At 37.7% G+C, this 26752-nt stretch carries 28 protein-coding genes, 1 tRNA gene and 1 riboswitch; of the genes, 11 read left to right on the top strand and 18 right to left on the bottom strand.

Annotation, left to right across the window (positions count from 1 at the left end; all coding sequences use genetic code 11):
• Positions 1 to 7: 7 nt before the first annotated feature.
• Positions 8 to 976, bottom strand: coding sequence for an alpha/beta hydrolase (locus A5816_RS01615; RefSeq protein WP_002314671.1), 969 nt, complete (start codon positions 974 to 976; stop codon positions 8 to 10).
• Positions 977 to 1190: 214 nt separating this feature from the next.
• Positions 1191 to 1235: riboswitch (PreQ1 riboswitch) on the top strand.
• Positions 1236 to 1258: 23 nt separating this feature from the next.
• Here A5816_RS01615 and A5816_RS01610 point away from each other — a divergent pair.
• Together A5816_RS01610 and A5816_RS01605 are read left to right on the top strand one after the other, a co-directional pair.
• Entirely contained in the window at positions 1259 to 2233 is a 975-nt protein-coding gene (locus A5816_RS01610) for a nucleoside hydrolase (protein WP_086310540.1), read from the top strand.
• 4 nt (positions 2234 to 2237) lie between these two features.
• Positions 2238 to 2813, top strand: a complete 576-nt coding sequence (locus tag A5816_RS01605; protein ID WP_002400562.1) for an ECF transporter S component — start codon at positions 2238 to 2240, stop codon at positions 2811 to 2813.
• A gap of 64 nt (positions 2814 to 2877) precedes the next feature.
• On the opposite strand, the gene A5816_RS01600 is transcribed toward A5816_RS01605, so the two are convergent.
• From A5816_RS01600 to rpoN, 9 genes are all read right to left on the bottom strand, one after another.
• Positions 2878 to 4017 (bottom strand): ArgE/DapE family deacylase, encoded by a 1140-nt coding sequence (locus A5816_RS01600; protein ID WP_002400563.1) that lies wholly within the window; start codon positions 4015 to 4017, stop codon positions 2878 to 2880.
• 220 nt (positions 4018 to 4237) lie between these two features.
• On the bottom strand, positions 4238 to 4603 hold the full coding sequence (locus tag A5816_RS01595; protein WP_002320278.1) for a hypothetical protein: 366 nt from the start codon (positions 4601 to 4603) through the stop codon (positions 4238 to 4240).
• On the bottom strand, positions 4603 to 4764 hold the full coding sequence (locus A5816_RS16160; protein ID WP_002292811.1) for a hypothetical protein: 162 nt from the start codon (positions 4762 to 4764) through the stop codon (positions 4603 to 4605). Before A5816_RS16160 ends, A5816_RS01595 begins: the two co-directional genes overlap by 1 nt.
• A gap of 579 nt (positions 4765 to 5343) precedes the next feature.
• Positions 5344 to 6642 (bottom strand): phosphopyruvate hydratase, encoded by a 1299-nt coding sequence (gene eno, locus A5816_RS01590; RefSeq protein ID WP_002292812.1) that lies wholly within the window; start codon positions 6640 to 6642, stop codon positions 5344 to 5346.
• Between the two features lie 115 nt (positions 6643 to 6757).
• A complete protein-coding gene (gene tpiA, locus A5816_RS01585; protein ID WP_002292815.1) occupies positions 6758 to 7513 on the bottom strand; it encodes a triose-phosphate isomerase in 756 nt (251 codons plus the stop codon).
• Positions 7514 to 7616: 103 nt separating this feature from the next.
• Positions 7617 to 8807 (bottom strand): phosphoglycerate kinase, encoded by a 1191-nt coding sequence (gene pgk / locus A5816_RS01580; RefSeq protein ID WP_010732134.1) that lies wholly within the window; start codon positions 8805 to 8807, stop codon positions 7617 to 7619.
• A 109-nt stretch (positions 8808 to 8916) separates the two neighbouring features.
• Positions 8917 to 9918 (bottom strand): type I glyceraldehyde-3-phosphate dehydrogenase, encoded by a 1002-nt coding sequence (gene gap, locus A5816_RS01575; RefSeq protein ID WP_002292818.1) that lies wholly within the window; start codon positions 9916 to 9918, stop codon positions 8917 to 8919.
• 40 nt (positions 9919 to 9958) lie between these two features.
• On the bottom strand, positions 9959 to 11050 hold the full coding sequence (locus tag A5816_RS01570) for a sugar-binding transcriptional regulator (RefSeq protein ID WP_016628649.1): 1092 nt from the start codon (positions 11048 to 11050) through the stop codon (positions 9959 to 9961).
• A gap of 149 nt (positions 11051 to 11199) precedes the next feature.
• Positions 11200 to 12531, bottom strand: coding sequence for an RNA polymerase factor sigma-54 (rpoN, locus tag A5816_RS01565; RefSeq protein ID WP_086310539.1), 1332 nt, complete (start codon positions 12529 to 12531; stop codon positions 11200 to 11202).
• 59 nt (positions 12532 to 12590) lie between these two features.
• On the opposite strand from rpoN, the gene A5816_RS01560 reads away from it, so the two are divergent.
• From A5816_RS01560 to A5816_RS16465, 5 genes are all read left to right on the top strand, one after another.
• Positions 12591 to 12662 (top strand) — tRNA-Arg (locus A5816_RS01560).
• Positions 12663 to 13366: 704 nt separating this feature from the next.
• A complete protein-coding gene (locus A5816_RS01555; protein WP_002308564.1) occupies positions 13367 to 14293 on the top strand; it encodes an ABC transporter ATP-binding protein in 927 nt (308 codons plus the stop codon).
• Positions 14283 to 15056, top strand: a complete 774-nt coding sequence (locus tag A5816_RS01550; RefSeq protein WP_086310538.1) for an ABC transporter permease — start codon at positions 14283 to 14285, stop codon at positions 15054 to 15056. Before A5816_RS01555 ends, A5816_RS01550 begins: the two co-directional genes overlap by 11 nt.
• A gap of 5 nt (positions 15057 to 15061) precedes the next feature.
• Positions 15062 to 15775, top strand: coding sequence for an ATP-binding cassette domain-containing protein (locus tag A5816_RS01545; RefSeq protein ID WP_010732120.1), 714 nt, complete (start codon positions 15062 to 15064; stop codon positions 15773 to 15775).
• Positions 15747 to 16484 (top strand): hypothetical protein, encoded by a 738-nt coding sequence (locus A5816_RS16465; protein WP_002400576.1) that lies wholly within the window; start codon positions 15747 to 15749, stop codon positions 16482 to 16484. Before A5816_RS01545 ends, A5816_RS16465 begins: the two co-directional genes overlap by 29 nt.
• 48 nt (positions 16485 to 16532) lie before the next feature.
• Here the strand turns inward: A5816_RS16465 and A5816_RS16460 are convergent, their stop codons facing one another.
• From A5816_RS16460 to A5816_RS01500, 7 genes are all read right to left on the bottom strand, one after another.
• Positions 16533 to 17270: a sensor histidine kinase gene (locus A5816_RS16460; protein ID WP_228550338.1), complete on the bottom strand. Its 738-nt coding sequence runs from the start codon at positions 17268 to 17270 to the stop codon at positions 16533 to 16535.
• 548 nt (positions 17271 to 17818) lie between these two features.
• The gene (locus A5816_RS01530; protein WP_029682523.1) at positions 17819 to 18529 is read right to left on the bottom strand and encodes a LytTR family DNA-binding domain-containing protein; all 711 of its coding nucleotides are present in this window, start codon (positions 18527 to 18529) and stop codon (positions 17819 to 17821) included.
• Positions 18530 to 18720: 191 nt separating this feature from the next.
• Entirely contained in the window at positions 18721 to 19611 is an 891-nt protein-coding gene (locus A5816_RS01525; protein WP_086310537.1) for a polysaccharide deacetylase family protein, read from the bottom strand.
• Between the two features lie 98 nt (positions 19612 to 19709).
• A complete protein-coding gene (locus A5816_RS01520) occupies positions 19710 to 20609 on the bottom strand; it encodes an RsiV family protein (RefSeq protein WP_086310536.1) in 900 nt (299 codons plus the stop codon).
• Between the two features lie 16 nt (positions 20610 to 20625).
• Complete coding sequence (locus A5816_RS01515) at positions 20626 to 21132, bottom strand: RNA polymerase sigma factor (protein WP_002292824.1); 507 nt, start codon at positions 21130 to 21132, stop codon at positions 20626 to 20628.
• A gap of 265 nt (positions 21133 to 21397) precedes the next feature.
• Positions 21398 to 22018, bottom strand: a complete 621-nt coding sequence (gene rpoE / locus A5816_RS01505) for a DNA-directed RNA polymerase subunit delta (protein ID WP_002292825.1) — start codon at positions 22016 to 22018, stop codon at positions 21398 to 21400.
• Positions 22019 to 22093: 75 nt separating this feature from the next.
• Positions 22094 to 22531: a DUF1934 domain-containing protein gene (locus A5816_RS01500; RefSeq protein ID WP_002334869.1), complete on the bottom strand. Its 438-nt coding sequence runs from the start codon at positions 22529 to 22531 to the stop codon at positions 22094 to 22096.
• A 162-nt stretch (positions 22532 to 22693) separates the two neighbouring features.
• On the opposite strand from A5816_RS01500, the gene A5816_RS01495 reads away from it, so the two are divergent.
• Genes A5816_RS01495 through yidA form a run of 3 tightly spaced genes read left to right on the top strand, consistent with a single transcriptional unit; the run spans position 22694 to position 25703 of the window.
• Positions 22694 to 23524, top strand: a complete 831-nt coding sequence (locus A5816_RS01495; protein WP_086310535.1) for a lipoate--protein ligase family protein — start codon at positions 22694 to 22696, stop codon at positions 23522 to 23524.
• On the top strand, positions 23508 to 24875 hold the full coding sequence (locus A5816_RS01490; protein ID WP_086310534.1) for an HD domain-containing protein: 1368 nt from the start codon (positions 23508 to 23510) through the stop codon (positions 24873 to 24875). The genes A5816_RS01495 and A5816_RS01490 overlap by 17 nt, the downstream gene beginning before the upstream one ends.
• Before the next feature lie 18 nt (positions 24876 to 24893).
• Positions 24894 to 25703, top strand: a complete 810-nt coding sequence (gene yidA, locus A5816_RS01485) for a sugar-phosphatase (protein WP_086310533.1) — start codon at positions 24894 to 24896, stop codon at positions 25701 to 25703.
• Positions 25704 to 25751: 48 nt separating this feature from the next.
• Here the strand turns inward: yidA and A5816_RS01480 are convergent, their stop codons facing one another.
• The gene (locus tag A5816_RS01480; protein WP_086310532.1) at positions 25752 to 26195 is read right to left on the bottom strand and encodes an NUDIX hydrolase; all 444 of its coding nucleotides are present in this window, start codon (positions 26193 to 26195) and stop codon (positions 25752 to 25754) included.
• Positions 26196 to 26328: 133 nt separating this feature from the next.
• Between A5816_RS01480 and A5816_RS01475 the strand changes: the two genes are divergently transcribed.
• Complete coding sequence (locus A5816_RS01475) at positions 26329 to 26700, top strand: VOC family protein (protein WP_002308538.1); 372 nt, start codon at positions 26329 to 26331, stop codon at positions 26698 to 26700.
• The last annotated feature ends 52 nt before the right edge of the window (positions 26701 to 26752 follow it).

Genomic DNA, 26752 nt, shown 5'->3' with positions numbered 1-26752 from the left:
GAGAAAATCAATCCATCGTTATTCTTTGTTCAATAAATGAAAAAATCACTGTCCAATAGGTTTTCGGATCTTTCATCGATGCTTCCAAATGTTCTGCTTCTGGAACAAGCAGTAATGCTTTATCCCCTGCCGTAGCGTTTTGAATCGTGTATGCTGCTTCTGTAGGAACAAAATGATCTCTTTCACCATGGATGACTAACAAAGGCAAATGGTTACTACCAAGCTGTCTTGTAGCTGATGCTTGCTTTAAAGAATAACCTGCGTATTTCTGAGCATAGTGATTCGCATATCTCATGATCATTTTTTTAGGAAAGACCGTGATTTTACTTAACATGTACCGAAATTCCGCATAAACAGAAACATATCCGCTGTCTAAGATAAATCCTTTGACTGCAGATGGAAGCTTTTCACCACTTGCCATCATAATCGTAGAAGCGCCCATCGAACCCCCATGCAAAATAATGGATGCATCTGGTTGTTCATCTAAGATGAGTTGGATCCATGCAATTAAATCTAGCCGGTCTAGCCATCCCATTCCGATGATTTCTCCTTCACTTTCTCCATGCGCACGTAAATCGGGTATAAGAACGTTGAATCCTTTCTCTGCATATCTTTTACCTATATGAGACATATCTCTTTTCCCTGTACTTCGATAATCATGTACACAAATGACCCATTTATTTTGCTGAGTTGGTTGGAGGAACATCTGTCCAGCTAGTTTCAACCCGTCATAACTTTTGATCGTTTTCGGTATTCCTTGTTCCCAGAAGCTTTCACACTCTTCTTCTAATTTTTGTCGCTTTTTTTCTACTGACGTGACTGCAGCAGGATCCATCAAGCGGTGCCCAGTGTCTTCATACCAGTCATAGCCTCTCTGTACTCCCGCTCTTACTAATTTCTTTGCATAAAAATAAGAAAGAAAATGGTAACTGATTCCTATAATTATCAGAATAAGAATGAAATAAAAAATAACCATCGTACACCCGCCGCTTTCTGCCAAACTATAATCTATTTATTATACAATATACCGATCAATAGGATTCTTTTTCTTCGGCACACGTAAATTCCATTTCTTTTTCATTGTATCATTTACTTAAAGTTCTTCTCAATAGATTTACTTGTAAGAGAGCATTTACATTCACAATAAAAGCCAGTATACTAATTTCGTGCATTATAAACAAGACGCTCGTCTTGGACTGGTTCGGAAACTTCCCAGAATAAAAAACTAAGTATCTCTAAAGAAAGGAGATTGGAAATAATGCGAAAAGTAATTATTGATTGCGATCCAGGGATCGACGACACTTTAGCTTTATCACTAGCTGTCAAATCCCCTGATATCGAAGTAGTTGCTATTACCGTCGTTTGCGGGAATGTCCCTGTAGATATCGGTACGCAGAATGTGCTGAAATGTTTGGAACGCTGTGATCGTTTAGATATCCCTGTTTATCAAGGAATGGAAAAACCTTTGAAGCAACCTTTCATTAGTGCGCAAGACACTCATGGGATGGATGGATTAGGGGAAACAAATTTCCCGATGGTCTTAGCAAAACAGGCAGAACCGCTCCATGCAGTTGATTTTCTGGCTGATTATTTCAAAGAAAAAACAGATACATCAGTCATTGCTTTGGGTCCTTTGACCAATATCGCTTCTGCTTTGAAAATCAACCCAACTGTTGGGAAACATATGGATCGTTTTGTCTCAATGGGCGGAACTTACAAAAGCCATGGTAACTGTTCACCAGTTGCTGAATACAATTACTGGTGTGATCCTGAAGCAGCTTCTTATGTATTCGAGAAGCTCAAACAACCGATAGAAATGGTTGGGTTAGATGTGACAAGAGAAATCGTCTTGACACCAACTATCCTTGAATATTGCTGCCAAATGAATCCTGAAGAGGGAGAGTATCTAAAAGCGATCACTCGTTTTTATTTTGACTTCCACTGGAAACAAGAAAGAATCTTGGGATGTGTCATCAATGATCCGTTAGCTGTTGCTTATTTTATCGATGAGTCTATCTGTGAAGGCTTTAAAAGCTTCACTGCTGTAGAAACTCAAGGAATAAGTCGCGGGCAAACATTGGTTGATCGTTATGAATTTTGGCAGAAACCTGCTAACAGTAAAATTATGACAAAAGTAGATACTCGTCTTTTTTTCCAAAAGTTTTTAACCGTTCTTTTAAATGCACAAGAAGAAACGATTATGAAAGATTTGGAAAGGTTAAAGATGGGCTAACAAAATGAATAAAAACAAGATGGCAACTCGCGTACTTACAATGATGGCTTTGTGTATTGGGATCAATTATGTTGGAGGAACGATTGCTTTATGGCTTCGTTTGCCAATCTATCTAGACTCTATTGGAACGATTTTTGCTGGCGCGTTACTTGGTCCCATACCAGGAATGTTGACAGGACTATCCAGCGGTGTATTAAGCGGGGTGACTACAGATATTTTTTCACTGTATTATTCACCGATCCAAATCCTCACAGGTTTGTTGGCTGGATTGATTTTACCAAGGTATCTCGACAAAGACAAAAAACGTTTGAAACTTTTATTACTCGCTTTGATTTTGTCTGTACCTGGAACGATCGTCTCTTCGATCATTACCGTTCAGTTATTTGGCGGAATCACTTCCTCAGGATCTAGCATGATCGTCCAATTGTTACATGGGTTAGGTTTTGATCAAACCATCAGTGTGATCTTGGTACAGGCGGGCACAGACTACCTTGACCGTCTGCTGTCTATCGTCGTTGTTTCATTAGTCATCACTATGTTGCCGCAGCGCTTGATATATTCCAAGAGAAAAATAGGATGAACAAACAGAGCCAGATGAGCAACTTTTTGCTCATCTGGCTCTATTTTTCATCTATTAAAAAAACTTACGCTAAGTAGGATAAAATAATGGCTTGATATTTTTCGATCATATCTAAATAATTATCGAGCTCGACATACTCATCTACTTGATGAGGCAAAGTAACGACACCAGGCCCAAAGACGACAAAGTCGAAGGAGTGGTCAGCTTTCGTAAATTCAGCTGCATCTGTGGTTGCTGCCGCTCCAACTAAAGGTAATGGCTGACTGAATTGTTGCTGAATGCAATGAATCAAAGGAGAATCTGGATCAGCTTTGACAGGTATTTTGTTGTAATCAATCGTCAATTCCAAATGGTAGTCTGTCTCTTGATTCAATTCCTTGACGATTGATTGCAGTAATGTAATGATTTTATCATTTGGATATTCAGGAATCGATCGGATATTCCCTTGAAGCTGCGCGTGGCTCGGAATGCTGTTTACTTGATTTCCGCCACTAATCAACGTGACGTTATGGATTGTTTTTCCTAAGACGGGATTCTCGATTGTTTCAGCGAGGTGATTCATTTCAGCATTTGCTTTCGTAATGAATTCATTTAGATGATTGATCGCATTATAGCCTTGGTCTGGCATAGAGCTATGCGCTTCTTTTCCGTGCGAGATGACTGTATAGTTGATTGATCCCATGTGTGTATACATCAAACTGTAATTGGTTGGCTCTCCGATGATCAAGGCATCTAAGTCATCCACATAGCCTGCTTTCGTGAGCTGTTCCCCACCTAATTCACCCACTTCTTCTCCGACAGTGGCTAATAATTTGACTGTTCCGTTAAATGGTTTTCCTGACTCTTTGAGCTCGATCATGGCAATCACCATTGCCGCCAAGCCACTCTTCATATCTGTAGCACCACGTCCGTACAAACGATTCCCATGGATTTCTGCTGCAAAGGGCGCATAGGTCCAAGACGATTCATTACCTGCCGCCACGACATCCATATGACCAGATAGGCCTAACACTTTTCCTGATTGCCCTTTTTGGAATTGAGCAATCAGATTATCTCTACCATTACTATAAGAAACGATTTCTCCTATTATGCCATGTTTTTCCAAAAGCTTATTCAAATAAGCTGCTACTTCGCCTTCATTTCCATTCACTGATTTTATTCGGATGATCTCTTGTAAAATCGCAATTTTTTCTTCTTTTTTCATCTAATCTTCTCCTTTGCCGTTTCTTTTTATTGTATTGGAGTACGCCTAGATTTTCAAATAAGAGAGGCCACAGAAAAAAAGGGCGTGACAAAAGCAGCGTCACATTCCCCTTTTCCAAGTAAATGGCGTTCCAATTCTTGCCTCTACGCTAGTAAATCCAACCAAGTAAAAAAACAAGAGAAGCTACTTTGTTGAACTGTTCTTCTGTAGTCAAATCATTTTATTCCTCATCATTGAAAATAAGAGTATCACATGATCTATAATTACCCCTCCTTACGTAATAACCACGTAGCCAATTATTTTCTTCAAGAGAGTAGTCATACTCATATTCATACAAACTATTCCTTACCATGAAAAAAATACTGACACCGCCTCTACCACTTTTCGTATCCTTCACCACTCTTGAAATAAAAATATCATAATCGGTTAATTGGTATTCCTCCTCTAATAATTGATACAGTGCTCGTGTAGCTATATGTTTCTTGATTGGAAATTGATAGAGCCATGTACCACCTAACAGTAAAACTATCGAAATAAAAATCTTAGAACAGTAATTTCTTTTTTTAGAAATCCTCCTTCTCATCATCAATTCTCCCATGTTAAGATATGGATCGCTCTTTCATCAAAATAATCAGGAAGATCGTATGGCAAAGCAATAAGCGGCTGATACATTCCTCCTACTTGCACAGCAGCTGAAGCATACCAATAAGCTTGCCAGACGATTTTAGAACAGTAAGTCGGATCCATCCCAAAAATATTTGTAGTTATCCCATATTTATAATTTTTATCATTGTAATTATCTAAAATTTTTTCATTTTTCTGTCTCCCTGTTCAAATGATTTTTATCGAAAGAGGAAGATTGCCATCCCCTTTTTGAAGAGAATCATCCTATCCGAGCGTAAAAGGATATGAATGAAACGAAGACTGCTTCCTCCTCTCTTATTGTTCTGTCCTTAAAAGGTCCTATACGATGTTATCTCTTGATAACTGATTTTTTTCGATACTATTGTCTCGTATCGATATTTGTAAATATTATATACAGAAGCCAGTTACAAAAATAAAATTATGAGTTATTTTTAATAAATATGGATATTTATATAATAGGTTTTATATGATATTTATAAATAAACAATTGTTATTATACTAATTTATGTACTCTCCCGATTTTTCTGTTCTTAAAAAAGAGATTTATTCATCAAATGATTTTCACAACAAAAAAACTCTCTACTTGCTGAAATCAGCAGGTAGAGAGTCTGATTACTTAACTAAGTGATCATGCTCGTCTATCTTTCAATAGGTCGATCATGTATCTTCATTAGAAAAGAATTATTTGTTTTTCAAGTTGTAGAAAGATTTCAAACCTTTGTATTCTGCAACTTCACCAAGTTGGTCTTCGATACGTAGTAATTGATTGTATTTAGCAATACGGTCAGTACGTGATAGAGAACCTGTTTTGATTTGACCAGCGTTTGTTGCAACAGCGATATCAGAGATTGTTGAATCTTCTGTTTCACCAGAACGGTGAGATACAACTGCTGTGTAGCCAGCTTCTTTAGCCATTTCGATAGCTTCGAAAGTTTCTGTTAATGTACCGATTTGGTTCACTTTGATAAGGATTGAGTTAGCAATTCCTTTTTCGATACCTTCAGATAATTTTTGAGTGTTTGTTACGAACAAGTCGTCACCAACTAATTGAACTTTGTCGCCTAATACGTCAGTTAATTTCTTGAATCCGTCCCAGTCGTTTTCGTCTAATCCGTCTTCGATTGAGATGATTGGATATTTAGAAACTAATTCTTCGTAGAATTTGATCATTTCGTCAGTTGTTTTTTCGCCTTCGCCTGAGTCAGCTAGTACGTAAACGCCTTTTTCTTTGTCGTAGAATTCTGAAGAAGCAGCATCCATAGCAAGAACAACGTCTTTACCAGGTACATAGCCAGCTTTTTCGATTGCTTCGATGATTACTTCGAACCCTTCTTCGTTTGAACCAAGGTTTGGAGCAAATCCACCTTCGTCACCAACAGAAGTTGCTAATCCGCGAGCTTTCAAGATTGAAGCTAATGCGTGGAATACTTCAGCACCCATACGTAGAGCTTCTTTGAATGTTGGAGCGCCAACAGGCATGATCATGAACTCTTGGAAGTCGATTGAGTTATCAGCATGTGATCCGCCGTTGATGATGTTCATCATTGGTGTTGGCAATACTTTCGTGTTGAATCCGCCTAGGTAGTGGTATAAAGGTACTTCTAGGTAGTCAGCAGCTGCACGTGCAACAGCGATAGAAACACCTAAAATAGCGTTCGCACCTAATTTACCTTTGTTAGGAGTTCCGTCTAAAGCGATCATAGCTTTGTCGATAGCCATTTGGTCACGAACATCGTAGCCAATGATTGCTTCAGCAATGATGTTGTTTACGTTGTCGACAGCTTTAGTTACACCTTTACCGCCATAACGAGCTTTGTCTCCGTCACGTAATTCAACTGCTTCGTATTCACCAGTTGAAGCACCTGAAGGAACCATTCCGCGGCCAAAAGCTCCGCTTTCTGTGTATACTTCTACTTCGATTGTTGGGTTACCACGTGAGTCTAAGATCTCGCGAGCGTAAACATCAGTAATAATTGACATGTTTTGTCTCTCCTTTGAGTTTGTTTTTTCCTAAGGGATTTCCCTCATATACGATTTTAGTTAATTTTGCTCATTAGTGCAAACATTTCTTGCATTTTTCGCAAATTTTCACCAATTATTTTACAGCGTCTAACAATGACAAGAATGAATCTGCTTGCAAGCTTGCGCCGCCGACTAAAGCACCGTCAACATTTTCTTTTGCCATGTATTCAGCAATATTTTCTGGTTTTACAGAACCGCCGTATTGGATACGAACAGCTTCTGATACTTCTTTTCCATAAAGTTTTTCAACTGTTTGACGTACAACACCACAAATTTCGTCAGCGATTTGTGCGTCAGCTGATTTACCAGTACCGATTGCCCAGATTGGTTCATAAGCAATCACCATGTTTGACACTTGCTCAGCTGAAAGATCAGCTAAACCAGCTGTAATTTGTCCTTCGATCCATTCAGCAGTTTTGCCTGCTTCATATGTTTCTAAAGATTCGCCACAGCATAAGATTGGTGTCATACCGTTTGCAAAGATAGCTTTTGCTTTTTTATTGATGTCTTCGTCTGTTTCATGGAAATATTCACGACGTTCTGAATGTCCGATGATCACATAGTGAACACCTAGATCAGCAAGAGCTGCTGGTGAAGTTTCACCAGTGAACGCACCTGAGTTTTCCCAGTAGCAGTTTTGTGCTGAGATTTTTAGTTCTGTACCTTCAGCTGATGTCATTAATTCTTGTAAGAATAATGCAGGAGATCCGATGACTGAATCAACCTTGTCATTTGAAGGGATTTTGTTTTTTACTGCTTCAGCAAATTCTTTTGCTTCTGATGCAGTTTTGTTCATTTTCCAGTTACCTGCGATAATAGGTTTACGCATTGAGGAACACACTCCTTAATTTATTGAAAAATGGCTAGGGAGTCATGAAAACTCCCTTCACCTTTTGATCGATTACTCGTCAGAATAGAGCAAACTTGGCTGTTTATTTATCGTTGATTGCTGCTAGTCCTGGTAATTCTTTACCTTCAAGCAATTCCAAGCTTGCGCCGCCACCTGTTGAGATGTGTGTGAATTTGTCAGCAAAACCTAATTGTTCTGCTGCTGCAGCTGAGTCTCCGCCACCGATGATTGTTGTTGCGCCTTCTAAGTTAGCGATTGCTTCACAAACACCGATTGTACCTTTAGCAAAGTTACTCATTTCAAATACACCCATAGGTCCGTTCCAAACAACTGTTTTTGCACCTTGTAATGTATCAGCAAATAATTTTACTGATGCTGGGCCGATGTCTAAAGCCATCAAACCGTCAGGAATGTCTCCTTCGATTACTTGTGTTTCTACATCATTTGAAAATTCTGGTGCACAGACATTGTCGATTGGCAAGACAAGTTTGTCGCCTGCTTTTTCGATCAATTCTTTTGCTAGTGCTACTTTGTCAGCTTCTACTAGAGAGTTACCGATCTTGATTCCTTTTGCTTCGTAGAATGTGTAAGTCATTCCGCCACCAATCAAGATTTTATCTGCTTTAGGAATCAAGTTTTCGATTACGCCGATTTTATCAGAAACTTTTGCGCCACCAAGGATTGCGATCATTGGGCGTTTTGGTTCTTCTACTGCTTCACCGATGAACTTGATTTCTTTTTCCATCAAGAATCCAGCAACTGTTGGGATACCAGTTGAAGCGATACCTACGTTAGAAGCATGCGCACGGTGAGCTGTACCGAAAGCATCGTTAACAAATACATCACCTAATGAAGCCCAGTATTTACCTAGCTCTGTATCGTTTTTGCTTTCTTTTTTACCGTCAACATCTTCAAAACGTGTGTTTTCAAATACGACAACGTCGCCATCTTTCATGTTGCGGATTGCTTCTTCTAATTGTTCTCCGCGAGTTTCAGGTACGAATGTTACTTCTTTACCTAATAATTCGCCTAGACGTTTTGCAACTGGAGCTAAAGATTTTCCTTCTTTATCTTCTTCTGTTTTTACACGTCCAAGGTGAGAGAAAAGGATTGCTTTTCCGCCTTGTTCTAAAACGTAGTTGATTGTTGGCAATGCTGCTTTGATACGAGTATCGTCAGTGATCACGCCGTCTTTCAAAGGAACATTGAAGTCAACACGGACAAGAACTTTTTTGTCTTTTAAATCGATATCTTTCACTGTTTTCTTAGCCATTTTATTTCCTCCTGAATAAACTTATTATCAAAAAAAGCGGAAGAAGCGCGATTGCTTCCCCGCTTTTAAATGTACATGTCTATCATTTACACTTGTACGTTTGTCTATCTTATAAGTTAGCGAAGTATTCTAAAGTACGTACTAATTGTGCAGTGTATGACATTTCGTTGTCGTACCAAGCAACAGTTTTAACTAATTGTTTGTCGCCAACTGTCATTACTTTAGTTTGTGTAGCATCAAATAATGAACCGTAAGTCATACCAACGATATCTGAAGAAACGATTTCGTCTGTATTGTATCCATAAGATTCGTTTGAAGCTTCTTTCATTGCTGCGTTGATTTCGTCAACAGTTACTTCTTTTTCAAGAACTGTTACTAATTCTGTTAATGAACCTGTTGGTACAGGAACACGTTGAGCAGCTCCGTCTAATTTACCGTTCAATTCAGGGATTACTAAACCGATAGCTTTAGCAGCACCTGTTGAGTTAGGAACGATGTTTGCAGCAGCAGCGCGTGCACGGCGGAAGTCACCTTTAGGATGAGGTCCGTCTAGAGTCATTTGGTCACCTGTGTAAGCGTGGATAGTTGTCATTAATCCTTCAACAACACCAAATTTGTCGTTCAATGTTTTAGCCATAGGAGCTAAACAGTTAGTTGTACATGAAGCACCTGAGATAACTGTTTCTTTACCAGTTAATGTTTCGTGGTTTGTGTTATAAACGATTGTTGGAACATCGTTTCCGCCAGGAGCAGAGATAACAACGCGTTTAGCACCAGCTGTTAAATGTTTTTCAGCTGCTGATTTAGAAGTGAAGAAACCAGTACATTCTAGAACGATATCTACGCCTAGTTCGCCCCATGGTAATTCTTCTGGGTTGCGGTTAGCTAATACTTTAACTTCTTTTCCGTTTACGTTGAATGAACCTTCATGAACTTCAACTGTTCCGTTGAAACGTCCTTGAGTTGTGTCGTATTTTAACAAGTGTGCCAACATTTTAGCATCTGTCAAGTCGTTGATTGCTACTACTTCGATTCCATCTACATCTTGGATACGACGGAATGCTAGACGTCCAATACGTCCAAAACCATTAATACCTACTTTAACTGTCATTTAAGATTTCCTCCTTATGAAAATCAAAAAAATATTTATTTTAAAGGGTTACCCCTTTTAAAATCTCGTTTGCAGCAGCTTCATCAGTGATGAGCCACGTTTGTTTTGGTGCATTTTTCATATAAGCTCGAATTGCTTTGGCTTTTGATTTTCCGCCCGCTATCGCCATGATGATCGGGACTTTCGCCAAATCTTGCAATTCTATGCCGATTCTAGGGACCTTATAAACGACTTCGCCTTTTTCATTGAAAAAGTAGCCAAAGGATTCCGCTACAGCATTTGCTTGTTTCAGCATGACTAATTCTTTTTCAGTCATCTTTCGACGTGCTGCCATGTGTAATGCACGCCCAATACTATGAATAACACAATTCGCCTCACTAATCAAGTTTAAGACTTCTTGGATAGATGGCTCATTGAGTAAAGAATTGTAAGTTGCCAGACTTAATTGTTCCGGAACATAAAGCGCACGGTGGTTTCCGTTTGCTTTAGCAGCCATTCTTGCACTGACAGAATTTGCCTGTACAGTTATCGCTTCACCAATCCCGCCTCTTGCAGGAACAAATAGGTTATGCCGTTTTTTATTTTCCAGATTAGACAACTGTTCTGCTACAACTGCCATGGTGGTTCCTCCCATCACAGCGATGATATTCTCGCCTTCCGGAAGCAGTCGGTCTAAGGCTTCACTCAGCGCTTCGCCGAATGCATCAGCCACTTTGGTTTGCTCTTCGCTGTTTCCTGAAACAACGATACAGCGCTGATTACCAAAATATTCTGCCAACTGTTGTTCGGTTTGATGCGTACCTAAAAGCTGATCCATGAAGTTTTCAAGACTTTGATAAACTTCTTCGCCCTTAGTTGTCAGCGTCATACCGCTTTTTGAGGTATCGATCAAATTCAGATTTTTCAAAAGGTCTGTTTCTGTTCGCAATACTCGTTCTGTTATCCCCATACTTTCCGATAAACTTCGACGTCCAATCGGCTGCATCCAATAGATATTTCGTAAAATTTTATAGCGTTCTTGCAACACTTCGATAATATCTGGTGCAACAGATTCAATCATTTTTATTTCATCTAGCATAGCGATCTCCTTAGTTGGACACTTTACGTCCAATGTAGACTTAAAACGACCCATATACGATAAAAAAAAGAAATTAACTTTTCGAATTTCACATCAATAAAGGGAAATCTCAACCTCACGACTGTTAGTCTAACAGTTTTGCTTTCGTTTTTCAACTAAAAAGATCAGAAAAAGTAAAATACTTTTTCTGATCTTTTGGATGATTAATTATCATAACGTTTTCTTTTTGATGAACTCGGGATTCCTAATAAATCACGGTATTTTGCTACTGTTCGTCTTGAGATCGCTATCTCATCTTTTTTCAGCAATTCAACCAATTTCTGGTCCGACAACGGCTTGCTTTTGTCTTCCTGATCAACTAATTCCTGTAACTTTTTCTTCGCAGTATCTGCCGAAAGATCTTCTGTCTGTTCTGCACCGTTAGTAGGGATTCTTGCAGTGAAAAATTTCTTTAACTCAAATACACCGAAATCTGTTTCCAAATATTTCCCGTTGACTGCTCGACTGACCGTAGATTCATGCACATTTATCTCGGTCGCAACTTCCTTTAACGTAAGAGGTTTGATTGGCCGCCCCTTGTCGATAAAGAAAGCTTTTTGCCGAGAAACAATGACTTGAGCAACCCGCAAAATTGTATCCCCGCGTTGGAGGATCGTTTTCTTCAACCATTCGAATTCCTGTTTCCGTTCTTTTAAATAATTTTCAGTTTCTTTATCTGCTTGTTGTGACATTTGCTTGAAGTAGGTCTCTTGGAATCGGATATTCGGCTGGTTTTTTCGGTTTGAGATGACTTGTACATTTCCATCGTCCACTAATACCCGGACATCAGGAATAATGTACAATTCGCTACTACGGTCGAAAATTCGTCCAGGACTTGGGCTCAATGTTTGCAAATAGTCGAATATTTGCTGAACAGCGTGTAAATCAACAGAAAAACGCTGCGCAATCTCTTTCCATTTTCGCTCTACCAATTGCTCAAAACATTCTTCTAGAACGATATAAGCTAGTTCCGGCGCATAATCATCCCGTTCCGTTTGAAGCATGAGACATTCTTGCAAACTACGTGCACCTACTCCAGCTGGTTCTAATTGTTGGATCAGTGTCAACGCATCGAGCATTTGGATAGGCGTCGCTCCGATCTCTTTTCCAGCTTCCTCTAAACTAATCGTCAAAAATCCGTTCAAATCGATGTATTCTACAAGATAAAGAACGATTTTCCTCAAAAAAGTATCTCGGTAATTCAAATGGACTTGTTCGATCAATGAATCAAATAAAGACCCTTTTGTATCAGGAATCTGATTTAGGTAATTTGTCTCTTCTCCTTCATAAGAAGATGAAGAAGCTTTTATGTAATCTGGCTGCCATTCCGGCTCAACAACTTCCACCAATGGATTTTCCATTGCTTGGTTCTCAACGAATGCCAACAGCTCTTCACTGTTATATTGTAAAACTTGGATGGACTGCTGCAACTGTTGCGTCATGGCTAGTTTCTGTGTCTGCTGCTGTTTTTGTGAAAAATTTTGCTCAAATTTCATTTTTTTGTCCAATCCCCTTGTAATTTTTTATCTGTTTAGTTACAATTATCCCAGTGCTTGCGTCCTTAGTGTAGTGGATATCACGTAAGATTCCGGTTCTTGAGACGGGGGTTCGATTCCCTCAGGACGCGTTCTATTTTTTTATAGCAGGATTCACGACACTTTCTACCAGAGACGGAAAGTGTCTTTTTGCTTTTCTTAAAATTTACCTACCTGTTAATTCCCATCCTCAACGCTGCGCAAGTCACTTTTATTTTTGAAATGCTGATGTTTGAATGTCTTCCATGACCACATGCTAAAGTAGATACGCACTTATTATACCTGTTCATCTAACCACTTATCAATCACAATTCGACTAAATCACCAGAATCTATTCACTCCAACATAAAATGTACATATAATTGACTTTTATCCCTTTTGCTTATGGACATATTCTAATACTTCTAATTTTTGTTGATTCATCTCTTTTGTATGAATAACTTTATTTTCATGTCAAATCATCTTGTTTATACAATAAAATTTGAATAAGGTTAAATATTACAGCTACTTGGTTAATTGTATCATTTAGATTTTTGAACGTATTTTTGTTTTATTATCAATTTATCGAATTTGGTGATAAAACATTGATTCGACGATCTTAATGCTCGGCTATTTCGAGTCTATAGTACAACTGACATACGTTTAACTTTAAATATGGTTAGGGATGATCCTTTTTTGTTTGATAACAAGACTTGCCATTCGAAATTAATCCTCGCTCTAGGAATGGGAGCAGATATATTCATTCTTTTAGTGTAGTTAATACCAACAATCAACTACTTTAGGACGTGATTTTACTATGAACAATCATTTAAGTATCCATTCTCTTTCAAAAAAATATAAAAATAGTAGTAATTTTGCCAATAAAAATATAACTATCGTTTTTTCCCCTGGAGAAATTGTTGCTGTAACTGGACACAACGGTGCAGGAAAAACAACTTTCTTAAATCAAATCATAGGCGTAACAAAACCTACTTCCGGTAGTATTACTTTCCAAGGCCACTTTTTAGATAAAAACTGGAAAATGGCTAGGCAATTTGCAGCAATGATGCCCCAATTTCATGCACCATTAGATGGGGTTACCATGCAACAGTCTATTGAAGCTATTTTAAGGATACGAGGATTTAATAAATCTGATACCCAGACTCATGTTATAGAGATTATGCAAGAACTTAAAATTTCGAAATGGGCTCATGTACAAGGGCAGAAACTATCAGGCGGATTGCAAAGGCTTACTTCATTTGCCATGTCTATTGTTGCCCCTCCACCAATCTTACTGCTTGATGAACCTACAAATGATGTTGATCCGATAAGAAGAAAAATCATTTGGAATTCGTTAAGAAAATTGGCTCAAAAAGGACACATTGTAATTGTGGTAACTCACAATTTACTCGAAGTAGATCAATATGCAGATAGATATCTACTCTTTGATAAGGGAACTTTAATTAAAGATGCGTATGTTCGCGAATCGTTAGAAAAAACGTTGATCCAAATGCACCTTGTACTATTCTCTGAGAAGGAATTTGAAATGCAAGAATTACCTAGAAATATTGGCTGTATCTTACAAAAGGGTGAGTTACGTTACGATATCACTTTGTCACAAGAACAAGTAGTTGATGCAATGATATGGATTAATGAAAAGATTTCATCAAGAGAAGTAACGAACTATAGCTTATCACCTCAAACATTAGAAAACACATACGGAGGATTAACGAATGAAAAATAAGCAAAGCTACGATTCCTATTCACGCCCTTCCGATAGTCGATTATTTCAATTATACGCTTTACTTAGATGGAGTCTAATAAGATACAAGGTACTTTTGCCAGTCTTTACAGTGGCCCAACTGCTACTATCATTAGCAATTGTTTACGGGCTTACTTTTTTAATTCCTACAATGGATGATACAACCGCTGTTTATTTATCCTCTGGTGCAATAGTACTTGGGATTATTGCTGTCGGGTGCGTCTTATCGGCACAGATAGTAAGCACTGCTAAGCAAAACGGAATCGTTTCTTATCAAAGAACACTGCCCGTTTCCCGATTCAATCTCCTATTTGCTGATTTTATTATCTGGGGATTCGCTTCTTTACCAGGAATCCTGATGTCTTTTCTTGCTTCATCCCTAAAATTTGGTCTAGCGATTCATTTTTCTGTACTGTCTGTCGCTTTATTGATTTTAGCTCAAATGTCGATGATTTCTATCGGATTTTGTATTGCTTACTGGCTGCCCGCTAACGGAGTGTCTTTAATGACACAAATCATCATGATTGGCGGGTTACTTTTTTCACCGATTACTTATCCGGCCGATAGACTGCCTGAATGGACAAAAATAATATATGATTTCTTACCTTTTGTCCCAACAGCCAATTTGATTCGTACTTCTTTTTTTGGCTCTGGATTTATTCAGCTAAAAAATATCCTAACAGTTAGTATTTGGTTAATCATCACCGGCGCATTGTCATTAAGAGCATTATCACGGAGGAATTGAAGATTTTGAGAAGAATTGAAATAACTGAATTATATAAAACCACCTCTGAACACTTCAGACTGAACATTGAACAACTCGATTTATATTCAGACACGATTTACGGATTGATAGGACCCAATGGATCTGGAAAAACCACTTTATTGAAATGCATTTGCGGACTATTGATTCCTGACAGTGGGACGATAAACTACACCGATGATCTATCTCAAGCGCCTGCTATGATTGATTTAGGGATGATTGGAACTAATTTTATTGATTTGGATGGATTAAACAGTCTTTCATTGGATGAAATTTATTGGGATCAAGTTGTTTATCATCACTTGCTTGATCCACCTTTACTTCAAGAATTATTAAATGATGTCGCTTTGAATGTATCAGGCACTTTGATTTTCAGAAAAATGTCATTAGGGATGAAACAACGCTTTATGTTGGGGATAAGCTTGCTTTCAGATCCTCAAATTATTTTACTAGATGAACCATTTAATGGCCTTGATCCTGATGGCGTACAGCTTTTTATAGAATGTTTAAAATCTCAGATCAATGATCGAATTATCGTTATAAGTAGCCATGGGCTAGAAGATCTAGAAACATTTATTCACTCCGTAATTTTTATAGAAAATGGTGAGCCAAGAGAGCCTCTTCTTCTTGAAACAATAAAAAATAAAGGGAAGGGTGGATTAAGAGATTATTATGATAAACAAAAAAGCAGCCAAGGATGAACAGGGCCATAAGATCAAAATATTTCAATACGAAGTGAAAAAAATAAAAAAGTTACTGCCAAAAATATTTGTGATAGGTTTAATCACTCAAACAACCGCTTTCTTATTTTTTCTCTTCATTGGTAAATATGAGGAGCATGGTAAGTTATTTAGCAGTTTCATTGGATTGATATCGCTATCCACTACTCTTGCAATCTGTATTTTGTCTATAGTAGGCGCAGTATTTATTAGGAAACTGATTGTTCATCTATATATTGGAAATCAAAGAGCTCGAATGTTTCTTTTTCCTATAAAACGCAGTCAGCTTTTTCTTACAAAAAATGTTTCTTTTTTTCTTATATTCTTGTTAGGATCGATTTTTTCACTAATTGTATCCTTTATTTTCGAATTACTCCTTTATGCTATATTCAACGATCCACAAAGCTTAAGTATGATTGTTTTCGTTCATTCTATACTCATTAAAATCACCTGTTGTCTACTGTTGTGTTCTATCATTACCCTCTCTGAAATCGTAGCTGTTAGAATGCAATCTGAGACAGTGACCATTATCACTGCTGTTATAAACATTATAGGTGTTTCAAATATTGTCGTTTTAGGTGCATTGAATTACACAATATTAACATTTATACTGTCAGTTTTTATCGCTCTGATTATTGGAATGACACTGATCACCTTTACACAACGCATAGAAAAAACAGAAATACTTTAAATTCCATAATGGAAAACCAGACAGACTAACTTTTAAATTCTGTAGTCTCTATTCATAAACGTCAAACAATACGATGCTTGCAAAGTATCTATCAGCTTCAGTCCAAGAATGATAGATTCCACCATTTTTCTCGACTAAAGATCTTATACTTTTTATACCTATACCAGCACTCTGTCTTTCCTTTCTTGTATATCTCTCATTGACTAAATAAGCATTATTTATCTCTATGAAAAGATCACTTTTAAACTGCTTAATAATCACGATGATATCTTTGCCTTTTCCGTTATTTCGAGTGCATGCTTCGATCGCATTATCCATTAGGTTTCCCACAATGATTGCTATAATATCATGATCAATTTTTACATTTTCTGATATAAAAATCGATGTATTGACCTGAATTTCCGATTGTTCTGCTATAGTCAGTTTTTCATTTAAAATATAATTCAAGATGGGATCCGAAGTATAAAAGTCAGTAATCGTTTCTTGTTGTTTCATCGTCTTCCTCAGATATTTCTTAGCTGAAGAAATATCTTCATTTTCTAACAGCCCAGATAGAACCAAAAAATGATTTCGCAAATCGTGTCTAATTTGTTTCAGATTCTCTTGGCTCTTTTTAATTTCCTCCACATATTTTATTTCTGATTCAAGCGCCTTCTTCTCTAGAGAGATTCGATTGATATATGCTTGATGAAAAGAAATACTGTGATAAAGGTATAAAACACAAATATTCATGATTACAATTCCCATCGTTATAAAAACATCTATTATCCTTCTATTGATGGCCATGTTTACTTCTGACATAAGAAACCCGAAAAGTATGATACTTGAAATAATCGGAATTGAACTCATTGTTAAGAGAGATATAGTATTAATTTGATTATGTAGCGTTTCTTTTCGCGAAAGGAATAGTCGCATGCCAAAGAAAAATAAAATTTCGATAAGTAACGTGAGACTAGTGCTAAATAGGATCGAATAATGAGTATTTATATTTTCTAACTGATTCAAAATTACTAACTGAATCAACTTGACTGAAACCGATTCGCAGATGAAATTAACTGCTAGTAGAAACAACATCCAAAAGAAAATCTCACTATCTGATAAAAAATATTTCTTCGCAATACTCGCAATTACAAAAAGACTCAAGAAAATATTAATATAAGGTAAATATTCAAACTGTAAAAAAAGATTCGAAAGGAAATTGAATAAAATAATCGTACAAATAATTAAATTTATCAAGAAAGTCTTACTTTTTTTTACTGCCACTCCAGAGAAAAAATAATCGAGCAAAAAAACGTACATTATTAAACTAATATTTCGAAGTAAAGCATCTTCCATTAGAATAAATCTCTCTTTCGCATAAGTATCTTTGTTAGAGCGTCTGCTTTAAACTTTCTGCTTATAGGCAATTCAATGATATTTTCGCAATTGCTTAATCGAACATAGTTTTTTCCTATTTCTCTTATATGCTCCATATTTATAATAAATGAAGCATGTGTTTGAACAAATGTTGATGGCAACTTGGCAATGATCTCCGAAGTTGACATATTTGCTACATATTTGTTTTGAGATGTCATATTGATGAATACTTGACGTCTATTTTTTTCAAAAAACAAAATGTCATTTAACGCGATTCGATAATCCGTTTTTCTATAGGAAAACTCAAATTTATTATTTAAAATTCCTAAATATTTGATAGCCCTTTCAATTACTTGAAAAAAATAGTTCTGTTCCAACGGCTTCAGAATATAATCAAACGTATGTAATTTAAAGACTTTTTCCATATATTCTCGATAACTCGTTAAAAAAATAATCGGAACATTGAAATCATTTTGTCGAATAAAATCTGCTACCTCCATTCCATTCTTTCCTGGAAATTCAATATCTAAAATATACATATCAAAATTTAATTGATCCATTTGTTTGATCAACTTTGACGGATCATAATATACATAAGGTTCAAATAAATCTGGATCATAATTTTGCAACAAATTACCTACATAGTTAGCAATGCCAGGTTCATCATCGCAGATAGCAACCTTCAACATAATATCACTCCTATTGTATGCTGACATACCTTGAATGTGTACACAACTATTAGGGTTCGATTCCCTCAGGACGCGTTCTATTGCTATTTTAGCATAACTTCCGAATGTTTGCTTCCTTATTTTTCAAGTGAAAACTGTCCACCAAAAAAATTGGCGGACAGTTTTTTTATTATAAGTATACTTGTTTTCACTTACTGGACTGGCCGATGATCGTTTCTGCCATAATAATTCTCGACAGTCGTTGGATGCCCTAATAAATCCCCCACTGTCGTGATGCGATACCCTTGCTCTTGCAGATAATCGATCACTTGAGGGACGGCACGAATCGTTTCAGGATAAATATCATGGAATAAAATAATTGCACCATCGTATACTGTTGCTTGGATCTTCTGCAAAATCAAATCAGGATTTCTTGTCTTCCAATCTTCTGAATCGACCGACCATTCGATGATTGGTCGCTGGATAACACTTGCTCCTACACTTGTGATCGAACCATAGGGCGGACGAACGAAAGTGGGGGTTTTACCAGTGGCTTTTTTGATCTCAGTGTCTGTTTTTGTCACTTCCTCTGTGATCGACTGGGCAGAAAGCGTCGCCAGATCTTGATGATCATACGTGTGATTGCCGATCTCGTGTCCTGCTTCAGCTGTCTGCTTCACAATTTCAGGATGTTGCACCGTATTTTCTCCTAAAACAAAAAAAGTAGCATGCACATTTTTTTCTTTAAGTATTTGCAACAGCTGTGGTGTCGTGGTCGCTCCTGGTCCATCATCAAAACTGATGGCAATACTTTTGACAGTTGGATCTTGGACAGTTTCTGTACTTTCTTGTGTTGGTTCTGGTTCAGTTGATGGACTTTGTGCCGGTTCCACTGATTCTTGAGTGGGTTCGTTGACGCTAGCTGTTTCAGTCGACTTGTTTTTATTCGTTGATTGTTCTGATTGTTTGAAAGCTTGTGACGAACGCTCCGAAGAAGTTACTTGTCCTTTCTCTTCGCTGATCAAGGAGGCGACCGAAGTGACTTCGAAAAATAAAAGCACGGATAAAGCAATGATACTGATAACTAAGTAATTTCTTTTCACTATATCTCTTCTTTCTCATTTTCTCTTTTTCTCTTCTTAATTACTTACTTGAAAATAACTGTAAAAAATTGAAACTGCTAGTCGCAACTACTTCTCGCCTAATGATCCAAATAATCTTCCGATGCCAAAATCGTTTTTGTCACGGACTTTGGAATGACAAATTCTGGTGTTCCCATATAACCAGGAGCAATTTCATATTGAGAAAAAGTCAGAACTAATTGATGCTCTTTATTCAAATAAAAACTTCGTGTTGGTGTAACAAGTGTTGGTTTTTCTATCGTTCCTTCTTGAATATCTTGTTCAGTCCAATAGTACTTAGACGGATCTTCCTTGACTTGTTCGGTCATTTGCCGCTTGACTTCTTTTGTCAAAACAGATAGATAGGTGTCATCTTTGAATAACAGCGGAAGTGAGAGCTGGACACTGTTTTTCTTGTCGATTGTGTCGTATCTTTTTTCAACGTGGCTATCCGCTGCTGTTTGGGTAATCTGTCTTTCGATCACAAGAAACCGGTCATCGTCTACGATTTTCTGATAATCACCCAGAACTTGGTAATGATCCGTTTCAAGATTTCCATATTCTTTTTCAGCTTTTTTAAAATCTGCTTGTCCTTCGTGAAAGTATTTTTGGTTTAATCCATGAATCGTTTTGTTTTCTTTCTCATTTTGAGTATGGATCTTCGGTACTTGAATATCGATTTTTTCAGATTGATCAGTAAAACGTTCACCTAAGATCAATTCAATGACTGTTCCTAAAATTGGTAAGTCTTCTGCAAAGCTTCGAACTTGACTATTAAAAAGGAGACTACTTGTTGTAATCATCACGATAGCCAAAGATACTCCGAAACCTTGGAGGCGTCTCTTTCTCCGTCTTGCTTTTATGAATGATTGCTCTTCGATAAGAAAACGCTGGCGGATCTCCTCTTGAAGCCCTCTTGGAATTTCTTGTTCTTTATAAGTTTTCTTTAGTTTTTTTAACTTTTCTTTTTGAGAATACATAGCGGTCTTCTCTCCTTCATTCTAGGATTTGACGTAAAACATTCAGTGAACGATACATTTTTGTTTTAACTGTGTTTTCGTTCATATCTAAGATAGTCGCAATTTCTTTCAAACGAAATCCTTCAAAAAAGTAAAGGATCAGAATCTCTTTTTCCGGACTGTCTATTTTATCTAAAATCATATGGAGTTCTGCAACGGAAGTTTCTAAAGGTAATTGCTGCGGGATATCTTGAATTTCAAATAAGTCAACAGGGGTCCTTTTTTGTCTGCGCCAACTATCTAATGCCGTGCGGATCAATATCCGGTAAAACCATGCACTAAAATGCTCGATTTCTTTTTCTTTTTCAAAATACTTCAGTGCTTTATGGAAACTATCTTGCATCACATCTAAGGCCTCTTCTTTATCATGTACGTAATTCATCGTGATACGGAACATTTTTTGATAATCAGTTTCGATGAGTCCATTCAGCAGGTGACGGTATTTTTCAATCTGCCGTTTTTTCTTATATCCAGTAAAAATCATTCTCCACTCCTTTCCGCCTCACTTAATATGACGTACAAGGTACGCTAAAAGTTTCAATTATTTTATTTTTTATGTATTAACTTTGAATTTTTATATACAAAAAAGAAGGTGTGACAAAAATCATGTCACACCTCCTTATTCCGATAGGTTCAACGTCTCTGTTGCAACCTCTGATACACGGTGTTCTAGAAGTAGCTTCTTCGGAAATAAGTGGAAATTTCTTGAAGTTGACCACTTCCGTCACAGCCTCTACAGTAAATGATGTTTATTCTTTTTCAGAGTCAGAAAATTCTTCCTCTTCATAGTCTTCATCATCATCGTCTTCGTCTATGATACTTAAATCTTCTTCGATATTCCCAGGCAAGTCTTCTTCATCATCTGTTGGGTCATCTGCTCCAATTTCTTGCAAGTCAGAATTATAAGCAGCGATTTCTTCATCTTCATCATCATCGTCATCAAACAGATCATCGTCGTCTTCTTCTGTCAGATCTGTATCTTCTGGGTCATCGTCATTGTAATCGATCGCGTCTTCATCATCATTGATAAAGGCGTTGACTTTCTTGCGTTTACGGCGACGCGGAGTATCTTCATCCTCTTCGTCCATTCCATGGTTTACTTCTTCATCGATCGAATCGATAGCATACCATGAACGCAAGCCCCAACGATTATCCCCTAATGAGATAAAGCTGCCGTCAATATTCAAGTCAGTATAAAATTGTGCGAGTGAATCACGAATTTCACTGTCTGATTTACCAAGATAGTTTTGGATTTGGTTGGCTAAATCAGAAAAATCCATGACATCGCCACGTTGTTCTAAGATCGCGTGTGCTACTTCGATCATTGATAATTCGCTTTTGTTTGCACCTTCAAATACACTAATTTCCAATCAGGACACGTCCTTTCACAGTCTACTCCTTATCATACAAAATCAGACACAAAAAATCAAACTTTTCTTTTATATTTACGCTGTAAAATCCAATGTCAAATAATATTCGCCGATTTTTTCTAGTCCCATGAACAAATCATAATCGATTCGAACCTTGCCTGCTGTGGGACGGTCTTTCAAACTTACATGCAGTTCTTTCGTAAAGGTAGCAATCTGGATCATACCGTATGGTGTTCGGTAGGCTGTTTCTAATCGTTCTTTGTAACCAAATTTCAAACGCATTCGCATTTCTCCTGCACGGATCAGCTGTACATGACCATCTGGAACTAATTTGATCGTTACAGGGATTTCATCGCCTGTTTCCTCCTGAATCTCTTTATACCGTATGTACAGCGTATCGCCAATCGTCACCATTTGCCCTTTCAAATCAAAATAAAAATCTTGCACTTCCCCTTGTTGTTTCACTTTTGTACGCAATTTGATCGAAATCGGTGTTCCTTGTGATAATTCCATTCTTCATTCTCCTTTACTTCTCATAGCTACATTGTTCCTAGTTTCTTTTGTTTTGTCAACCAACTTGTCCATTTTTACAGAAAACCTTTTTTCCAAAACAACTCCTTGAATTTAGAGTATAATATTGTAGAAAATATGAATTTATAAAAAGGAGCCGGTTGAATGAACCCTGCGATTCGACTAGATCAGCACATTTATCAAAAAAACGACTTTTCCCCTTTCGCATTAACAGATATATTAACGGAATATTCCAAAGAACACCAGCAGATCTTTTTGCATTTCTGGCAATATGACTGCACCGTCATCTTAGGTATGAAAGATGTTCGGACACCTTTTCTTAGAGACGGGATCCAAACACTGAAAGATGCAGGTTATGCTCCGGTAATCAGAAACTCAGGTGGATTAGGAATCGTATCAGACGAAGGGATTTTGAATATTTCTTTGATTTTCCCCCAGAATGACCAAAAAAAAATAACCATCGATGAAGCTTACGAGCAAATGCTTCGATTGACTAAATACGCCTTTCCGAAGGCACCAATTCAAGCATTCGAAATCACCCATTCTTATTGTCCTGGAACTTATGATTTAAGCATACATGGCAAAAAATTTGCCGGCATCGCTCAGCGTCGCATCAAAAATGGGATTTCTGTTATGATGTACTTAAGTGTCAACGGTAATCAGGAAGAACGCGGGCAAGTCATGAAACGATTTTATCAATCTGCTTTAAAAGAAAGCTTTGGTACAAATGGCTATCCTGCAGTTGATCCTGCCACAATGGCAACACTTGAAGAACTGCTTGACCATCCCCTTCTCGTAGAAGAAGTCAAAGAATCATTTGCAAAAGCTTTTGAAAAGCTGTATTCTGCAAGTGATTTACTGGATTCTACCGACTGGCTAAAAAAAGAAATCCAGCTGGAGCAATGGAACAACCAAATCCAGAGAATGGAACAACGCAATAACATAAAGGAGCTACAATATGACAACCCCTTATAAATATCAAATGCTGCCTATGGAGAAAGTTTTTCGTGACCCAGTCCATAACTATATCCATGTCCAGCATCAAGTAATCTTAGATTTGATCAACTCGAAAGAAGTCCAACGTCTGCGACGAATCAAACAATTAGGCACTGCTTCTTTCACTTTTCACGGAGCAGAACATAGCCGTTTTACCCATTCATTAGGTGTTTATGAGATTTCAAGACGAATTTGCGATATCTTTTCTCGAAATTTTCCAAAAGAAAAGATAGGCAACGGAGGCTGGGATGATCAGGAACGGCTGGTAACTTTATGTGCGGCACTATTGCATGATGTCGGTCACGGTCCTTACTCTCATACATTCGAGCATATCTTCCATACGAATCACGAGGCTATCACTGTAGAGATCATCACTTCTCCAGAAACAGAGGTGTATCAGATCCTTAACCGAGTAGAAGAAGGTTTTCCTGAAAAAGTAGCGAGCGTGATCCAAAAAACCTACCCTAATCCGCAAGTTGTCCAAATGATTTCCAGCCAGATCGATGCAGATCGAATGGACTATTTGCTTCGGGATGCTTATTTCACCGGAACGGAGTATGGAACATTCGACCTTACCCGAATATTACGTGTGATTCGTCCATATGAAGGCGGGATCGCCTTTTCCATGAGTGGCATGCATGCAGTGGAAGATTATATCGTTAGCCGATATCAAATGTATGTGCAAGTGTACTTCCATCCTGTTTCCCGTGGTATGGAAGTGATCTTGGAGCATCTGCTTCATCGCGCGCACGAGTTGTATCAAGAAGATGCCAGCAGTTTTGAACTTCACTCTCAACTACTCTTGCCATTTCTTGGCGGAAGCTTTACTTTAGAAGAATACCTCAAACTTGATGATGGGGTCTTGGGTACTTACTTTACTCAATGGTCTGAATCTGCTGATCCTATTTTAAATGATTTAGCTAAACGTTTTTTGAATCGTAAACCACTGAAATCCGCCACTTTTTCTGGCAACCGAGATTCAAATTTGATTCAAAAACTTACTTTATTAGTAGAAAAGGTCGGCTATAACCCTGTTTATTATACTGCTGTCAACTCTAGCTACGATCTGCCTTATGATTTTTATCGCCCAGAACAAGGCAGACATCGTACGCAAATCGAGATTTTGCGAAATGACGGAACTTTGATAGAATTATCACAGGTTAGTCAGCTTGTTGCCGCTTTAGCGGGACAAGAACAAGGAGATGAGCGATTTTTCTTTCCAAAAGAAATGGTTGACCCATCCTTGCGTGATCATTATGATTTATTTGATGAAACTTATCAAGAATTTGCCAGCCATATCCGTAATGGCGCATTGATTGAAATAAACTGAAATATATTGGAGGAAATTATGGCTATCAAACTAGTCGCTATCGACATCGATGGTACTTTATTAAATGAGAAAAGAGAAGTAACAAAAGAAGTAAAAGAAGCGATTGCCGCTGCTGTTGCAAAAGGGGTCTCAATCGTTTTATGTACTGGTCGCCCCTTACCAGGTGTCCAAGAACAGTTAAACGAGCTGGACCTTTTTCAAGATAATGATTACGTTATTACTTATAATGGAGCACTCGTACAACAAACAAAATCAGGTAAAATCATTGCCCGTCACGGTCTGACTCATGAAGATTTTCTAGAGATCGAAGTGATGGCACGCCGTGTTGGCAGTCATCTCCATTCGATTGATGACAAAGCGATCTACACACCTAATCGAGATATCAGCGCTTATACGATCCACGAAGCAAGTTTAGTCAAGATGCCGCTAAAATATCGAACACCTGAAGAAATGACACCAGACATGAACATCGTCAAAATGATGATGATTGACGAACCAGAAATTTTAGACGCAGCAATTGCACGTTTACCGCAAACTTTCCGTGATAAATACACAACGGTCAAAAGTGCACCCTATTACTTTGAAGTACTAAATAAAGAAGCAAGTAAAGGTGCGGCAGTTGCAAATCTCGGACAACATCTTGGTATTGATCAAGATGAAATCATGGCTATCGGGGATAACGAGAACGACTTATCCATGATTGAATATGCTGGTCTAGGAGTAGCTATGGGAAATGCCGTTTCTCTTGTCAAAGAAGCAGCAAATGTCATCACTTCATCGAACGACGAACACGGCGTAGCTGAAGCAATCAAAAAATACATTCTGTAATAAATAAAAAACTGAGAGAAAGCTGTTCTACTCGCTTTCTTTCAGTTTTTATTTTTTATTTTTTTCGACCCATCTCTCGACTGCCCATCGATGGCTACCACGTTTCAATTTTTCAAGTGCTTCTAGAGGACTGACCCACCAGATTTTATTGGTCTTTTCTGTGGGTTCTCCTATACGCTTCCAAGAATCAGCAGCAAAGAAATATCCTGGATTATAGTAATAAGTTGCACGATAATTCGAGTAAAAGTACTCATCTGCTTCTCCCAGATAGAAAGCAATTTCTGCCGCAATCCCCATTTCTTCTATTAGCTCACGAACGATTGCTTCTTCTTTCGTCTCATCTCCTTCAATTTCCCCGCCAGGAAGAAAAAAAGCACCATTTGGAGCCTCGATTACTGCAATCTGCTGATCTCTTTCTATGACAATATATGCGGCATAACGGGTTTGATAATCAGCAAATTGCTTTTTTTCACCAAAAATTGGTTTATCCATGAATAGTTTCCACCTTAACAGTTTTATTTTCTATCCATTTTACATGAGAAATTTCTCATGAACAAGCACAAATCAACTATTTCCTTACTTCTTTTTGTTATGATTAAATAAAAGGAAAGGGAGAGATGAATCTATGAAAATGGCTCACACATGTGTTCGAGTGAAAGATCTTGAAGCATCAATCGAATTTTATCAAAAGGCATTTGGTTTTGAAGAAAGCCGCCGTCGTGATTTTCCAGAGAACAAATTTACACTTGTTTATTTGACACTTCCTGGGGATGACTATGAATTAGAGTTGACTTATAACTACGATCATGGTGCCTATGATTTAGGAAATGGTTATGGTCATATCGCTATTGCAGCTGATGATTTAGAAAAATTACATGAACAGCATAAAGCTGCAGGTCTTGAAATTACTGACTTAAAAGGATTACCTGGCACTGCGCCTTCTTACTACTTTGTCATTGACCCTGATGGTTATAAAATCGAAGTCATCCGAGGATAGTTAGTAGGGGGCATTTTGCTCTTGATTGAACAAAAAACAAACGCCAATAATT

The organism is Enterococcus sp. 3G1_DIV0629 (genome assembly GCF_002141285.1).
In the GTDB taxonomy this organism is placed as follows: domain Bacteria; phylum Bacillota; class Bacilli; order Lactobacillales; family Enterococcaceae; genus Enterococcus_B; species Enterococcus_B lactis.
This window is presented reverse-complemented; position numbering and strand designations above follow the sequence as displayed.

Excerpts from the sequence above, each read along its gene's own strand:
- A5816_RS01615 (WP_002314671.1), bottom strand. The coding sequence starts at position 976 with ATGGTTATTTTTTATTTCATTCTTATTCTGATAATTATAGGAATCAGT.
- A5816_RS01610 (WP_086310540.1), top strand. The coding sequence starts at position 1,259 with ATGCGAAAAGTAATTATTGATTGCGATCCAGGGATCGACGACACTTTA.
- A5816_RS01605 (WP_002400562.1), top strand. The coding sequence starts at position 2,238 with ATGAATAAAAACAAGATGGCAACTCGCGTACTTACAATGATGGCTTTG.
- A5816_RS01600 (WP_002400563.1), bottom strand. The coding sequence starts at position 4,017 with ATGAAAAAAGAAGAAAAAATTGCGATTTTACAAGAGATCATCCGAATA.
- A5816_RS01595 (WP_002320278.1), bottom strand. The coding sequence starts at position 4,603 with ATGATGAGAAGGAGGATTTCTAAAAAAAGAAATTACTGTTCTAAGATT.
- A5816_RS16160 (WP_002292811.1), bottom strand. The coding sequence starts at position 4,764 with ATGGATCCGACTTACTGTTCTAAAATCGTCTGGCAAGCTTATTGGTAT.
- eno (WP_002292812.1), bottom strand. The coding sequence starts at position 6,642 with ATGTCAATTATTACTGATGTTTACGCTCGCGAGATCTTAGACTCACGT.
- tpiA (WP_002292815.1), bottom strand. The coding sequence starts at position 7,513 with ATGCGTAAACCTATTATCGCAGGTAACTGGAAAATGAACAAAACTGCA.
- pgk (WP_010732134.1), bottom strand. The coding sequence starts at position 8,807 with ATGGCTAAGAAAACAGTGAAAGATATCGATTTAAAAGACAAAAAAGTT.
- gap (WP_002292818.1), bottom strand. The coding sequence starts at position 9,918 with ATGACAGTTAAAGTAGGTATTAATGGTTTTGGACGTATTGGACGTCTA.
- A5816_RS01570 (WP_016628649.1), bottom strand. The coding sequence starts at position 11,050 with ATGGGTCGTTTTAAGTCTACATTGGACGTAAAGTGTCCAACTAAGGAG.
- rpoN (WP_086310539.1), bottom strand. The coding sequence starts at position 12,531 with ATGAAATTTGAGCAAAATTTTTCACAAAAACAGCAGCAGACACAGAAA.
- A5816_RS01555 (WP_002308564.1), top strand. The coding sequence starts at position 13,367 with ATGAACAATCATTTAAGTATCCATTCTCTTTCAAAAAAATATAAAAAT.
- A5816_RS01550 (WP_086310538.1), top strand. The coding sequence starts at position 14,283 with ATGAAAAATAAGCAAAGCTACGATTCCTATTCACGCCCTTCCGATAGT.
- A5816_RS16465 (WP_002400576.1), top strand. The coding sequence starts at position 15,747 with ATGATAAACAAAAAAGCAGCCAAGGATGAACAGGGCCATAAGATCAAA.
- A5816_RS16460 (WP_228550338.1), bottom strand. The coding sequence starts at position 17,270 with ATGGCCATCAATAGAAGGATAATAGATGTTTTTATAACGATGGGAATT.
- A5816_RS01530 (WP_029682523.1), bottom strand. The coding sequence starts at position 18,529 with ATGTTGAAGGTTGCTATCTGCGATGATGAACCTGGCATTGCTAACTAT.
- A5816_RS01520 (WP_086310536.1), bottom strand. The coding sequence starts at position 20,609 with ATGTATTCTCAAAAAGAAAAGTTAAAAAAACTAAAGAAAACTTATAAA.
- A5816_RS01515 (WP_002292824.1), bottom strand. The coding sequence starts at position 21,132 with ATGATTTTTACTGGATATAAGAAAAAACGGCAGATTGAAAAATACCGT.
- A5816_RS01500 (WP_002334869.1), bottom strand. The coding sequence starts at position 22,531 with ATGGAATTATCACAAGGAACACCGATTTCGATCAAATTGCGTACAAAA.
- A5816_RS01495 (WP_086310535.1), top strand. The coding sequence starts at position 22,694 with ATGAACCCTGCGATTCGACTAGATCAGCACATTTATCAAAAAAACGAC.
- A5816_RS01490 (WP_086310534.1), top strand. The coding sequence starts at position 23,508 with ATGACAACCCCTTATAAATATCAAATGCTGCCTATGGAGAAAGTTTTT.
- yidA (WP_086310533.1), top strand. The coding sequence starts at position 24,894 with ATGGCTATCAAACTAGTCGCTATCGACATCGATGGTACTTTATTAAAT.
- A5816_RS01480 (WP_086310532.1), bottom strand. The coding sequence starts at position 26,195 with ATGGATAAACCAATTTTTGGTGAAAAAAAGCAATTTGCTGATTATCAA.
- A5816_RS01475 (WP_002308538.1), top strand. The coding sequence starts at position 26,329 with ATGAAAATGGCTCACACATGTGTTCGAGTGAAAGATCTTGAAGCATCA.